Origin of the sequence: Burkholderia sp. BCC0419, assembly GCF_902830285.1 — a bacterium.
Classification (GTDB): Bacteria; Pseudomonadota; Gammaproteobacteria; order Burkholderiales; family Burkholderiaceae; genus Burkholderia.
Window position 1 is genome coordinate 70,294 of sequence record NZ_CADESR010000014.1, and the last position, 13,066, is coordinate 83,359.

The window sequence follows — 13,066 nt, forward strand, 5'->3', positions numbered from 1 at the left end:
TTCAGTGTACTCATTGAGATTGGCTGGGGCAAGGCGAGCGGTATACTGGTTTTCCCGGGAAATGGCGCGAGGCAGCGCCATGCCGTCGGCGTGCGCAACGGCGCGCGCCGCCTATGTCATCGACTCATTCATGGAAAAAACGAATCCCGCCGACCTGCCGGCTTTCCCGCTCGATCTGTACGACGAACCCGGGCACCTGATCCGGCGCGCGCACCAGATCGCGGTTGCGATGTTCTACGAGAAGCTGGGCCGGGACGTGACACCCGTGCAGTACGCGGTGCTGCGGATGCTCTACGAGAATCCGGGGCTCGACCAGGTGACGCTCGCGCAGCGGGTGGCGCTCGACACGTCGACCACTGCCGATCTCGCGGTCCGGCTCGAGGCGAAAGGATTGATCGTCCGCGAAGTGCTGCCGCGGCGGCAGCGGCGTCTGTTGTTGACGCCGGCGGGCGTCGAGTTGCTCACGCACCTGATTCCGTCGGTGAAGGAACTGCGTGCGGGGCTGTTCGACGGAATGGGCGAGGACGATTCGCAGGAACTGATGCGTTTGCTGCGCAAGTTCGTGCATTTGAACAACGAGCAGAGCCGCGCGCCGCTGCGGGTGAGCGAGGATTCGTAGCGGCTCCGTGCTCTGCTAGACGGCGCAGGCGCGGCGGCGTGCCGCCCGCCCGCGTCACGCGCGTGACGCTTGCCCTTCCAGCCGCCGCACGGCTTCGGCCACTTCGTTCCTGAAGCGCACCAGCGCCGCCTGCTCCGGCGCCGGCGGTTGCATGGCGGCCCACAGCATGTCGATCAACTGCGTGGCCGTCGTTTCCGTATCGAGCTTGCGGTGCCCGAGGATCGCATCCCACAGCACGTGCTCCATCGGCCCGAACACCATCGAGCGCAGCAGGCTCAGCGGCAGATCCGCGCGCACCTGCCCGGCCGCCTGGCCGCGCGCGAGCACGTCCATCAACGGCGCCGTGTAGCGGCGCTGCAGCGCGGTGAGCTCGTCGCTCAGCGCATGCTGCTTCGCGCGGCCTTCCGACAGCACCAGCGCGCACAGCCCCGTGCCGTTCACGAGCATCAGCCGCAGGTGGGTGCGCACGATGAACGCAAACTGCTGCTGCACCGACGCGTCCCGCGGCATCCCGTGCTCGAACGCGGCGATGATTTCGTCGTACCAGTCGGCGATCACACGCGCGCACAGCTCGCGCTTGCCGCGGAAATAGCTGAACACCGTCGCCTCCGACACGCCCACGCGCTGCGCGATCTCCGCGGCCGTCGCATGCTCGTAACCTTTTTCGGCGAACACTTCACGGCCGGCGCGCAGAATGTCCTGCACGCGCTGCTGGGATTTGCGCCCGGCGGGTGCGCGCGGCGTGTCGGCGCGGTCGGCTCTGGCGGTGGCGGTCATGGTGTCGGCGGGAGCGGCTGTCATGCTCGCATCATATCTGAGTATCACTCAGAAAACTATTGACGCCAAACCCGGCGAGGCGCGAAACTGTGCAAAATTTCCGCTGTATTGGTCAATGAATCGACGTATTCATTCGATTTGAGCGAAACTCAGAAATCGGTGAGTGCGACACACTTTCTGGAGACGGAGGAGACATGATCAACCTGCCCGGCGTGCAATTCATGCTCGGTGAAGACATCGAGATGCTGCGCGACGCCGTCGCGACGTTTGCGGCGAAGGAAATCACGCCGCGCGCGGCGGAGGTCGACCGCACCGACCAGTTCCCGATGGATCTGTGGAAGAAGTTCGGCGATCTCGGCGTGCTCGGCATGACCGTCTCCGAGGAATACGGCGGCGCGAACATGGGCTACACCGCACACATGGTTGCGATGGAAGAGATCTCGCGCGCATCGGCGTCGATCGGCCTGTCGTACGGCGCGCACTCGAACCTGTGCGTGAACCAGATCCACCGCAACGGCACCGAAGGTCAGAAGCAGAAATACCTGCCGAAGCTCGTGTCGGGCGAACACATCGGCGCGCTCGCGATGAGCGAGCCGAACGCCGGCTCCGACGTCGTCAGCATGAAGCTGCGCGCGGACAAGCGCGGCGACCGCTACGTGCTCAACGGCACGAAGATGTGGATCACCAACGGCCCCGACTGCGACACGCTCGTCGTCTACGCGAAGACGGACATCGAAGCGAATGCGCGCGGCATCACCGCGTTCATCGTCGAGAAGGGGATGAAGGGCTTCTCGGTTGCGCAGAAACTCGACAAGCTCGGCATGCGCGGGTCGCACACGGGCGAGCTGGTGTTCCAGGACGTCGAAGTGCCGGAAGAGAACATCCTCGGCCAGTTGAACGGCGGCGTGAAGGTGCTGATGAGCGGCCTCGACTACGAGCGCGCGGTGCTGTCGGGCGGCCCGACGGGCATCATGGCCGCGTGTCTCGACGCGGTGGTGCCGTATATCCACGACCGCAAGCAGTTCGGCCAGTCGATCGGCGAATTCCAGTTGATCCAGGGCAAGGTCGCCGACATGTACACCACGTTCCAGGCATGCCGTGCGTATCTGTACGCGGTCGGCCGCCATCTCGACTCGGCGGGCAGCGACCATATTCGCCAGGTGCGCAAGGACTGCGCGGGCGTGATCCTCTACACGGCCGAGAAGGCGACGTGGATGGCCGGCGAGGCGATCCAGATCCTCGGCGGCAACGGCTACATCAACGAATACCCGGTCGGCCGGCTGTGGCGCGATGCGAAGCTGTACGAGATCGGCGCCGGCACGAGCGAGATCCGCCGGATGCTGATCGGCCGCGAGCTGTTCGCGGAAACGATGTAACGCCCCACGTCACGCGAACGGAGCCCCGTCGATGCCGATCATCGAATCGAAACTGAACCCGCGTTCGGAAGACTTCCGCGCGAACGCCGCGGCGCTGGAGGCGGTCGTCGCCGATCTGCGCGCGAAGATCGAACAGCTCGCGCAAGGCGGCGGCCAGGCCGCGCGCGACAAGCACCTGTCGCGCGGCAAGCTGCTGCCGCGCGATCGCATCGCGCAACTGCTCGATCCGGGCGCGCCGTTCCTCGAGTTCTCGCAGCTCGCGGCGAACGGCATGTACAACGACGACGCGCCGGGCGCGGGCGTCATCACCGGGATCGGCCGCATCGCCGGCCGCGAATGCGTGATCGTGTGCAACGACGCGACGGTCAAGGGCGGCACCTACTACCCGATCACCGTGAAGAAGCATGTGCGCGCACAGGAGATCGCCGCGGAAAACCGGCTGCCGTGCGTGTACCTCGTCGATTCGGGCGGCGCGAACCTGCCGAACCAGGACGACGTGTTTCCCGATCGCGATCACTTCGGCCGCATCTTCTTCAACCAGGCGACGATGTCGGCCGCGGGGATCGCGCAGATCGCCGTCGTGATGGGCTCGTGCACGGCCGGCGGCGCGTACGTGCCGGCGATGAGCGACGAGTCGATCATCGTGAAGGAGCAGGGCACGATTTTCCTCGGCGGGCCGCCGCTCGTGAAGGCCGCGACCGGCGAGGAAGTGAGCGCCGAGGATCTCGGCGGCGGCGACGTGCACACGCGCCTGTCGGGCGTGGCCGACCATCTCGCGCAGAACGACGCACATGCGCTGTCGATCGCGCGCAACATCGTCGATCACTTGGCACCGAAGATCGCGCCGCCGGTCGCGCTGCGCGAACCGAAGCCGCCGCGCTACGACGCGAAGAGCCTGTACGGCGTGATTCCGGTCGATACGCGCAAGCCGTTCGACGTGCGCGAGGTGATTGCGCGCATCGTCGACGATTCCGAATTCGACGAATTCAAGGCGCGCTTCGGCACGACGCTCGTCACCGGTTTCGCGCACATCTGGGGTCATCCGGTCGGGATCGTCGCGAACAACGGCATCCTGTTCTCCGAATCGGCCGTGAAGGGCGCGCATTTCATCGAGCTGTGCTGCCAGCGCAAGATTCCGCTCGTGTTCCTGCAGAACATCACGGGCTTCATGGTCGGGCGCAAGTACGAGAACGAAGGCATCGCGCGGCATGGCGCGAAGATGGTGACGGCCGTGTCGAATGCGAAGGTGCCGAAGTTCACGGTGATCATCGGCGGCTCGTTCGGCGCCGGCAACTACGGGATGTGCGGCCGCGCGTTCGGCCCGCGTTTCCTGTGGATGTGGCCGAATGCGCGGATCTCGGTGATGGGCGGCGAGCAGGCCGCGTCGGTGCTCGCGACCGTGCGCCGCGACGGCATCGAGGCGAAGGGCGGTTCGTGGTCGGCCGAGGAAGAGGATGCATTCAAGCAGCCGATCCGCGACCAGTACGAGCGCCAGGGCCATCCATATTACGCGAGCGCGCGGCTGTGGGACGACGGTGTGATCGATCCCGCGCAGACGCGCGACGTGCTCGGGCTCGGCCTCGCCGCGTCGATGAACGCGCCGATCGACGACACGCGCTTCGGCGTGTTCCGCATGTAACGCCCGGGAGGACTGACCGATGCGATACGAAACGATCAAGGTAAGCGAAGCCGGCCGCGTGGCGACCGTCACGCTCGCGCGTCCCGACGTGCGCAATGCGTTCAACGAGACGACGATCGCCGAGCTGACCACCGCGTTCGAATGGCTCGATGCGCACGAAGGTGTGCGCGCGATCGTGCTCGCCGCGGAAGGTGCGGCATTCTGCGCGGGCGCGGACCTGAACTGGATGAAGAAGATGGCCGGTTACTCGGACGACGAGAACCGCGCCGATGCGCGCAAGCTCGCGCGGATGCTCGAAGCGATCCATCGCTGCGGCAAGCCGGTGATCGCGCGCGTGCACGGCGACGCGTATGCGGGCGGCGTGGGCCTCGTCGCGGCGGCCGACATTGCGATCGCCGCCGACGGCGTGAAGTTCTGCCTGTCGGAAGCGCGGCTCGGGCTGATTCCCGCGACGATCGCGCCGTACGTCATCCGTGCGATGGGCGAGCGCGCGGCGCGCCGCTACTTCACGACGGCCGAGGTGTTCGACAGCACGCGCGCCGCGTCGCTCGGCTTCATTCACGATGCGGTGCCGGCCGACGCGCTCGACGAAACGGTCGCGAAGCTGGCGGCGACGCTCGTCGCGAACGGCCCCGACGCGGTGAAGGCGTGCAAGCGGCTCGTCGCCGACGTGGCCGGCCGCGCGCTCGACGCGACGCTGATCGAGCAGACTGCCGACTGGATCGCGAAGACTCGCGCCGGCGCGGAAGCGCGCGAAGGGATCGCGTCCTTCCTCGAAAAGCGCACGCCGTCGTGGCGTGAATGATCGCGTGACCCCAACCTTCCGGACAACATCGAAGCCATGTTCGACAAGATTCTGATCGCCAACCGCGGCGAAATCGCCTGCCGCGTCGCCGCGACGTGCAAACGTCTCGGGATCGCGAGCGTCGCCGTCTATTCCGACGCGGATGCGAACGCGAAACACGTGGCCGCATGCGACGAGGCCGTGCACATCGGCGGCTCGGCCGCGGCGGACAGCTACCTGCGCATCGAGCGCATCATCGAAGCCGCGCGCGCGACCGGCGCGCAGGCGATTCACCCCGGCTACGGCTTTCTGTCGGAGAACGAAGATTTCGCGCACGCATGCGAAACGGCCGGCATCGTGTTCATCGGGCCGCCGGTCGACGCCATCGCGGCGATGGGATCGAAGGCCGCCGCGAAGGCGCTGATGCACGCGGCCGCCGTGCCGCTCGTGCCCGGCTATCACGGCGACGACCAGGACGCGGTCAGCCTGCATCGCGAAGCCGACGAGATCGGCTATCCGGTGTTGCTGAAGGCGAGCGCGGGCGGCGGCGGCAAGGGGATGCGCGTGGTCGAGCGCTCCGACGATTTCCCGGCGGCGCTCGCGTCGTGCCAGCGCGAAGCCGCGAGCAGCTTTGGCAACGATCGCGTGCTGATCGAGAAATACCTGACGCGTCCGCGCCACGTCGAGGTGCAGGTGTTCGGCGACACGCACGGTAATACCGTTTACTTGTTCGACCGCGACTGCTCGGTGCAGCGTCGTCACCAGAAGGTGCTCGAGGAAGCGCCGGCGCCGGGCTTGCATGAGGACGTGCGCCAGGCGATGGGCGAAGCGGCCGTCGCGGCCGCGCGCGCGGTCGGCTATGTCGGCGCGGGCACCGTCGAATTCATCATGACGGGCGAAGCGTTCTACTTCATGGAGATGAACACGCGCCTGCAGGTCGAGCATCCGGTGACCGAGATGGTCACGGGGCTCGATCTCGTCGAATGGCAACTGCGCGTCGCGGCGGGCGAGCCGCTGCCGCTGAAGCAGGAAGCACTGCGCGTACAGGGCCATGCGCTCGAGGCGCGCCTTTACGCGGAGAACCCCGCGCGCGGCTTCCTGCCGTCGACCGGCACGCTGAAGCACCTGCGGCTGCCGGCCGGCGTCGAGTTCGCCATCGGCGCGGCGGTGCGCATCGACAGCGGCGTGCGCGAAGGCGATGCGATCACGCCGTTTTACGATCCGATGATCGCGAAGCTGATCGTCCACGGCGCCGATCGCGCGGAAGCGCTGGGCCTGATGCTGCGTGCGCTGCGCGCGTGCGAAGTGGTCGGCCTGCATACGAACGCCGCGTTCCTGCAGCGGATCGTCGTGTGCGAGCCATTCGCGACGGCCGATCTCGACACGGGCCTGATCGAGCGCAACCACGATGCGCTGTTCGCGCCGCAACAGCCGCCGCGCGCGATGCTCGCACTCGCCTGCGCGGCGCTGCTTGCACGCGAACGCGGTGCGGCCGCGCAGGGCGCATCGCCGTGGGGCGCGCTGCGGGACTGGCGGCTGAACGGCGGCTATCGCCGCACGCTCGAATGGCACGCGGCCGATCGCGAAGCGGACGTGACGGTGACGTACGAGGACGACGGCGCCGGCACGCGCATCGCGATCGGCGACGCGGCCGCGCAACCGTTCGCATGGGCGCGCGGTGCCACGCCGATCGATTTCGACGTGATGCTCGGCGGCGTGCGCAGCAGCGGCCGCGTATATGCGGACGGCGATACGTTCCATGTGTTCACGCAGGGCGCGGCCGAGACGTTCGAATGGCGCAACCTGCTCGCGCATGCGGGCGACGCGGAGCAGGGCGGCGGCCGCTTGACCGCGCCGATGCCCGGCAAGGTGATCGCGGTGCTGGTCGAGCCGGGCCAGAAGGTCGAAGCCGGCACGCCGCTGATCGTGATGGAAGCGATGAAGATGGAACACACGATCGGCGCGCCGAGCGCGGGCGTCGTCGCGGAAGTGCTGTACGGCGTCGGCGACCAGGTTGCGGACGGCGCGCAGTTGCTGATGATGGCGGAAGGCTGAGCGTTGCACACGCGTGAGGGCCGTTGCCGGCGCTCACGCACGGGTCATCGTGCCCCGTATTATCCGAGCGTCTCCGACACCATCGGGCTGGGAACACCTGATGTGCCTGCATCAGGACGACATCGCATATCAGGACGACATCGCATTCCTGTGTGGTGATCGTCGCTCTTGTCGCGCGTAGACAAAAACGAATAATTTGCGTGTCGCATCTTCAGGGTTTTTGAATAATCCCGGGATACTCGTCGGTGACCGGCCGCTCGACATGCGCTGTCGCGCTGCCTTGCACCGGTTTTCCCGTTGCAACAGTTGTTCAAAGATCGAAACCGGCCCCGTCCGGACTTCTTCGTCAAAACGAACTGACTGCTTCCTCTTGTGGAGAAAGGCCGCGCGCGATCGCGACTGCTTTCCGGGGTGTCCGGAAAATCAGGCCCGATTGGAGAAACAGCTGCACATTCCTGCCCATGCGCGACATGGTTGCGTTAGCGTAATCGCCGGGATGTGCGGCCCGGTGTCCTGCGCAAGGTAGCCGAGAGAAAGAATGAGATGGCGAACAAATATAAATACGGAATTCACATCGACCTTACTCCGCCAGAACTTTTCTGCCTGATTGTTATCGACGTGGCCTGTGATGAACTGGGTATCGATGATGCTGTCGGAATCGCGATGATTTTGTTGGGTCAAAGGTTCGTGCCGACCAGAGGGAAATTCGGCGGAGCGGTCAAGGGAACCTCGATCGCATCCAGGGTATCGAGAAAGGTGTTGCCCTATGAACTCAAGTACAAAATTCTGCCAACGGTAACGTCATTCAAGAGTCTCCTGCTGCTCAAGATCAAATTTACCCGCGAACTCGGCGCTTTTGTCGGGCGGGCCGTGCCGGTGGTCGGTTGGATCATTACCGCTATCGATATATCAGTCATCATGTATCGCTCTACAGTCACGTACAATGGCTTGGTCAAGCAGGAGGATCGCTTTTAATGGACGGTCGTCTGATAGAGATGGTGCGGGATGAGGCCGATTCGCCACTATGGGGCGAGCTCGAGATTACCGAGGACACGGATCTCTGCATCGACCTTGAAATTTCCGACAGGGCCATGTTGAGATTGATGCGGAGATTTTCGGAAACGTTTGGTGTCGATATTTCCGATTTCGACGTTGATTATTATTACCCTTCCCGGAAACTGCGATTGGGTCGATTTTTGATGACGATATTCAGGTTGCCATTTAGCGCCGACGCCCGGGACAAAATACTAGAGCGTCCGCTCACCATCAAAATGATGGAGGCGGCGATTGAAACCGGACGGTGGACGATGTAGCCGCTCGAAAAAGGGCCAGGCATCGCCCGGTTCATTGCTGGTCATCCATGACGGTGCAGCGGTCCGCAGTCCGCTGACATGGCGCGCTTTTTCCCGGTGTGTGCCGCCCCCCGCGCTACATTGGCTCCTTCGAATCTCCCGTCCCGCCGACGATGGCCGCTCCTGCCTTTCTGTCGACGGCGCACTTGCCATTTTCGCACCAACGCGGGCATCTGCATGCACGTCGGCCCCTGTCACTCGACACCGTCGTGTAACAAGTCGAACATAGCATCTCGGCGTCGATATGACCGGCGCGGGGTTCGCGTCCGTGTCACGTCATCATCCTCACGGAGAACCGTTATGCGAACGTCGGCCCTACGGTCTTTCGCGGTCGCCGGCCTGATCGCGCTGACCGCCCTGCTCGGCGCCTGCAACGACGACCTGACCGCACCCGCCGCGCCCGTCGCGCAGCAGAAGGCCGCGTGCGGCGGCGCTGTGGTCGCCACCGCGCAGATGCGCTGCCCGCCGGGTTTCACCGCGCCTGCTTCGTCGCCCGCTTCCTGATACCGGCCGTTTCCACCAGAAAACCCATCAAGAGCAACCAGCATGGCCATCCATTCGCGACGCGATTTTCTGAAGTTCTCGGCCGGCCTCGCCGGCGCGACCGCCGCCACCGCACTGCTTCCGGAATCGATCCGCAAGGCGCTGGCGATCGAGCCGAACACCGTGACGGGCACGATCCAGGATGTGCAGCACATCGTCGTGTTCATGCAGGAGAACCGCTCGTTCGACCACTACCTCGGTCACCTGAGCGGCGTGCGCGGTTACAACGACCGTTTCCCGGTCACGCTGCCGAACGGCAAGCCGGTGTGGTTCCAGCCGCGCCAGGAGGACAAGTCGAGCGTGATCGCACCGTTCCGCTACGACACGACCAATCCGGGCGTCAACGCGCAATGCATCGGCGGCCTGCCGCATACGTGGGCGACGACGCACGGCGCGATCGACAACGGCCGCGCGGACCAGTGGGCCGTGCAGAAGTCGAACATGACGATGGGCTATCACGTTCGCGACGACATCCCGTTCCACTACGCGCTCGCGGATGCGTTCACGGTGTGCGACAACTACTTCTGCTCGATCCCGGGCAACACGCACCCGAACCGCATGTACCTGATGACGGGCATGGTCGATCCGCTCGGCACGGGCGGCGGCCCGCTGCTCGACAACACCGACTACATCGACAACCAGTTCGACAAGGTCCAGTTGCCGCCCTTCAGCTGGACGACCTACCCGGAACGGCTCGAGAAAGCCGGCATCTCGTGGCAGATCTATCAGCAGGGCACCGGGTTCGACAACTTCACCGGCAACTACGGCACGAACATGCTGGCGTGCTTCAACAACTTCGTGAATGCGCCGGCCGGTTCGTCGCTGCAGACGCGCGGGATGAGCACGCGTCCGATCACGCAGCTGAAGGACGACGTGCAGGCGAATGCGCTGCCGCAGGTGTCGTGGCTGCTGCCGCCCGCTGCGTATTCGGAGCATCCGAAGTTCACGCCGCTGTACGGCGCGTACTACCTGTCGACGATCCTCGATGCGCTGACGTCCAATCCGGACGTGTGGAGCAAGACCGTCCTGCTGATCATGTACGACGAGAACGACGGCTTCTTCGACCATGTCGTGCCGCCGTCGGCGCCGACGCTGCCGGGCTCGGGCATGAGCACCGTGGACGTGTCGCTCGAGCGGCACAACGTCGTGACCGCGACGCAAGCCGGCACCTATACGGCCGACAACCTGCCGTACGGCCTCGGCCCGCGCGTGCCGATGTTCGTCGTGTCGCCGTGGTCGAAGGGCGGCTTCGTGTGCTCGCAGGTGTTCGATCACACGTCGGTGCTGCAATTCATCGAGAAGCGCTTCGGCGTGATGGAGACCAACATTTCACCGTGGCGCCGCGCGATCTGCGGCGACCTGACGTCGGCGCTCGACTTCTCGAAATCGGATGCGACGCTGCCGGCCCTGCCGAGCACGCAGGCGTATGTTGCGCAGGCCGATCTGCAATGCTCGCGCGCGTCGTCGCAGACCGCGCCGGCGAGCACCGCGCAACAGGTCGTGACCGCGCAGGAACCCGGCACGCGGCCGGCGCGCGCACTGCCGTACGAATTGCATGTCACCGGCCAGTTGCAGGCGCAAGGCTACGCGCTGACGTTCGCGAATACCGGCACGCAGGGCGCGCACTTCTGGGTCTATACGGGAGACCCGACCGCGATGCCGCGCCGCTATACGGTCGAAGCGGGCAAGCAACTGACCGATACGTGGGCGCTCGATGCGAACGGCAACTATCTGGTGAGCGTGTGGGGGCCGAACGGCTATTTCCGGCGCTTCGCCGGGTCGGCGGCTGCGGATGCCGCTGCCAAGCCTGAAATCACGCCGTGCTACGACACCGCGAACGGCGATGTTTACGTGACGATCGCCAATGCAGGCACCGGCCCGCTCACGGTCACGGCGACCGATGTCGCGTACGGCGGCGCGGCGCGCACGCTGACGGTTCCGGCCGGCCAGCGCATCGAAGCGCACTGGGACCTGTCGTGCAGCAGCCACTGGTACGACCTGCAGTTCGCGGTGGCGGGCAATGCCGGCTGGGTGCGCCGCATCGCGGGGCACGTCGAGACCGGCAAGCCGAGCATCACCGACCCCGCGGCCGTCGCGCCCACGATCGCGGCGATCTGACGACGGCAACCGATGCGACGACGCGCCGGCCGGTTGAATCCGGCCGGCGCGTCGTGTTTGCAGATCGATGACGTTGCGGCGGTTGCGTCAGGGCAGCAGCCCGTCGTCGTGCGCCATCATCAGCGCACGCATCGCGGACCACATGCCGTAGTAATGCACGATGTAGCTGTCCGTGCGGCGAAACAGCCAGGGCGTGTTGAAGCTGACGAGATCGGCCACGCCTTCGCGTTGCAATTGCCGGTCGCGCTCCATCGCACGAATGAAATGCAACTGGTCGCCGTCGCTCGCATAGACGCTCGAACGGTCGTGCAGCGCGGCAATCGTCGTCATCAGATCGCGCAGCATCGCGTCGTTGCGTTCGGTGCGGCGAAACGCCATCACGCCCGAATTGAACGCCCACTGGCCGATATCCTGCGCGAGCAGCCAGTCGCGCCCTTCGAGCAGCGGCTCCAGCGGTTGCTGTTGGTTCGCGATCAGCACATCGGCATCGAGCCACACGACCCATTCATGGTGCTGCAGGTATGCGTGCAGCAGCCACGGCTTGAACCAGTTGCCCGTCGCGTTCAGCCCGATCTCGGCGGGAATGTCGCGATGCACGTAGAGCGTGTAGCCGTGCGCGTCGCAGTAGCGCCGGAAATTCCGCTCGGCGACGCGTGCATAGCTGCCGATGTTCGGCGTGTACAGCATCATCAATGCAATCGGGCGGCCGGGGTTGTACGTGCTGCGCTCGGCGGCTTCGTCAGGCGCCGCGGCGTCGTGATCGAACGCGAACATCGGCCGGCCGGCGGCGCGGCTGCGATTGACGTATGCGACGAGCGTGTCGCGAAAGCGCGGCGTCGCGCCTTTGCGTTCGGGATCGTGCGGCGTGTCGTCGATGCTGATCGCGAACGTCGGTTCGCGACTCCACATCGGATCGAGGTCGGGGCCGCACGGCATCACCGCGTACAGCCCGTCGATCGGCGTCATGTAGCGATGCGTATCGAGATCCGCGAACAGCGCGGCTTCCGACGTCAGCCTCGGCTCGCTGCCGAGCTTGCAGCGCTGCACGAGCCGCATCACGATCGTGCGCACGTCCGGCGTGTTGCGCCAGATCTGCACGTCGACTTGCGGCAGCGGCGACGCGAACGCGTCGACGAACAGCATGTCGCGTCCGGTCATCAGGCGATCGAGCGCGACGGGTTCGATGATCGCCGCGTCTTCGCTGAGCAGCAGCACGAGTTCGTCGGGTTGCGCGCCGCGCAGCACGTGAAGCAGCGATTCGTAGCGATGCAGCGGCCGCAACGGCAGCGCTTGCGGCATCGCGGATGCGTCGACGATTTCGTGACGATAGCCGTGCGCCTGCGCGTACCAGCGGTGGTTATCGAGGCTGGCGGACGCGTACTGGCTGAAATGACTGAGGACGATCATCGCGCGCTCCGAACGGCGGGCAGCGGGCATACGATCCGCGCAGTGTTCTTCAGTTCGGAATTCCATCCGGATACGCTTTCCTGCGAGCGCCGCCCCGGTTCGTCATGAATGGTCTGGAAGACTTGCGCGGCATCGTGTTCCATTCGGTGTGCCTTGGTTTTGATCGTGGTGTGGCGAGGTCGCTTGTGGCCTGCTCGAATGCCCCGAGAGAACCGGCCGCCGGGCGGCACGAGTATCGCATAACGGTCGGGCGGATTGGCACGGCCGGGCCGGCCGCTGACCATCCCTGACAGTATGCGGCCGTCGCTCCGCTAGAATGCGGGGTTGCCGCCGCTTGACGCGGGCGGCGCTTCGCGCGCTACACTGCGCCATGCCATTCCCGTTCAACTTTCCATC

11 protein-coding genes are annotated in these 13,066 nt (G+C 65.4%); 9 read left to right on the forward strand and 2 right to left on the reverse strand.

Going from position 1 to position 13,066, the window contains the following annotated elements; genetic code table 11:
* The first annotated feature begins 130 nt into the window (after positions 1–130).
* Positions 131–619, forward strand: a complete 489-nt coding sequence (locus HWW87_RS34970; RefSeq protein WP_174387096.1) for a MarR family transcriptional regulator — start codon at positions 131–133, stop codon at positions 617–619.
* A gap of 54 nt (positions 620–673) precedes the next feature.
* Here HWW87_RS34970 and HWW87_RS34975 read toward each other — a convergent pair whose 3' ends face one another.
* Complete coding sequence (locus HWW87_RS34975) at positions 674–1,420, reverse strand: TetR/AcrR family transcriptional regulator (RefSeq protein ID WP_175824094.1); 747 nt, start codon at positions 1,418–1,420, stop codon at positions 674–676.
* 170 nt (positions 1,421–1,590) lie between these two features.
* Between HWW87_RS34975 and HWW87_RS34980 the strand changes: the two genes are divergently transcribed.
* The 8 genes from HWW87_RS34980 to HWW87_RS35015 all read left to right on the forward strand — a co-directional run bounded on the left by HWW87_RS34980 (position 1,591) and on the right by HWW87_RS35015 (position 11,263).
* Positions 1,591–2,772: an isovaleryl-CoA dehydrogenase gene (locus tag HWW87_RS34980; RefSeq protein ID WP_175824095.1), complete on the forward strand. Its 1,182-nt coding sequence runs from the start codon at positions 1,591–1,593 to the stop codon at positions 2,770–2,772.
* A gap of 31 nt (positions 2,773–2,803) precedes the next feature.
* Positions 2,804–4,411: a carboxyl transferase domain-containing protein gene (locus HWW87_RS34985; protein ID WP_175824096.1), complete on the forward strand. Its 1,608-nt coding sequence runs from the start codon at positions 2,804–2,806 to the stop codon at positions 4,409–4,411.
* 19 nt (positions 4,412–4,430) lie between these two features.
* A complete protein-coding gene (locus HWW87_RS34990) occupies positions 4,431–5,216 on the forward strand; it encodes an enoyl-CoA hydratase/isomerase family protein (RefSeq protein ID WP_175824097.1) in 786 nt (261 codons plus the stop codon).
* Between the two features lie 36 nt (positions 5,217–5,252).
* Positions 5,253–7,250: an acetyl/propionyl/methylcrotonyl-CoA carboxylase subunit alpha gene (locus HWW87_RS34995; RefSeq protein ID WP_175824098.1), complete on the forward strand. Its 1,998-nt coding sequence runs from the start codon at positions 5,253–5,255 to the stop codon at positions 7,248–7,250.
* A gap of 543 nt (positions 7,251–7,793) precedes the next feature.
* Positions 7,794–8,225, forward strand: a complete 432-nt coding sequence (locus tag HWW87_RS35000) for an STM2901 family protein (RefSeq protein WP_069253042.1) — start codon at positions 7,794–7,796, stop codon at positions 8,223–8,225.
* Positions 8,225–8,563, forward strand: coding sequence for a DUF1493 family protein (locus tag HWW87_RS35005; RefSeq protein WP_175824099.1), 339 nt, complete (start codon positions 8,225–8,227; stop codon positions 8,561–8,563). The genes HWW87_RS35000 and HWW87_RS35005 overlap by 1 nt, the downstream gene beginning before the upstream one ends.
* Before the next feature lie 339 nt (positions 8,564–8,902).
* Positions 8,903–9,106, forward strand: coding sequence for a hypothetical protein (locus HWW87_RS35010; RefSeq protein ID WP_175824100.1), 204 nt, complete (start codon positions 8,903–8,905; stop codon positions 9,104–9,106).
* A gap of 42 nt (positions 9,107–9,148) precedes the next feature.
* Positions 9,149–11,263, forward strand: coding sequence for a phospholipase C, phosphocholine-specific (locus HWW87_RS35015; protein ID WP_175824101.1), 2,115 nt, complete (start codon positions 9,149–9,151; stop codon positions 11,261–11,263).
* 87 nt (positions 11,264–11,350) lie between these two features.
* On the opposite strand, the gene HWW87_RS35020 is transcribed toward HWW87_RS35015, so the two are convergent.
* On the reverse strand, positions 11,351–12,670 hold the full coding sequence (locus HWW87_RS35020; RefSeq protein WP_175824102.1) for a galactosyl transferase GMA12/MNN10 domain protein: 1,320 nt from the start codon (positions 12,668–12,670) through the stop codon (positions 11,351–11,353).
* Positions 12,671–13,066: the final 396 nt, after the last annotated feature.

Coding starts and splice junctions, on each gene's coding strand:
- HWW87_RS34970 (WP_174387096.1), top strand. CDS start 131: ATGGAAAAAACGAATCCCGCCGACCTGCCGGCTTTCCCGCTCGATCTG.
- HWW87_RS34975 (WP_175824094.1), bottom strand. CDS start 1,420: ATGACAGCCGCTCCCGCCGACACCATGACCGCCACCGCCAGAGCCGAC.
- HWW87_RS34980 (WP_175824095.1), top strand. CDS start 1,591: ATGATCAACCTGCCCGGCGTGCAATTCATGCTCGGTGAAGACATCGAG.
- HWW87_RS34985 (WP_175824096.1), top strand. CDS start 2,804: ATGCCGATCATCGAATCGAAACTGAACCCGCGTTCGGAAGACTTCCGC.
- HWW87_RS34990 (WP_175824097.1), top strand. CDS start 4,431: ATGCGATACGAAACGATCAAGGTAAGCGAAGCCGGCCGCGTGGCGACC.
- HWW87_RS34995 (WP_175824098.1), top strand. CDS start 5,253: ATGTTCGACAAGATTCTGATCGCCAACCGCGGCGAAATCGCCTGCCGC.
- HWW87_RS35000 (WP_069253042.1), top strand. CDS start 7,794: ATGGCGAACAAATATAAATACGGAATTCACATCGACCTTACTCCGCCA.
- HWW87_RS35005 (WP_175824099.1), top strand. CDS start 8,225: ATGGACGGTCGTCTGATAGAGATGGTGCGGGATGAGGCCGATTCGCCA.
- HWW87_RS35010 (WP_175824100.1), top strand. CDS start 8,903: ATGCGAACGTCGGCCCTACGGTCTTTCGCGGTCGCCGGCCTGATCGCG.
- HWW87_RS35015 (WP_175824101.1), top strand. CDS start 9,149: ATGGCCATCCATTCGCGACGCGATTTTCTGAAGTTCTCGGCCGGCCTC.
- HWW87_RS35020 (WP_175824102.1), bottom strand. CDS start 12,670: ATGATCGTCCTCAGTCATTTCAGCCAGTACGCGTCCGCCAGCCTCGAT.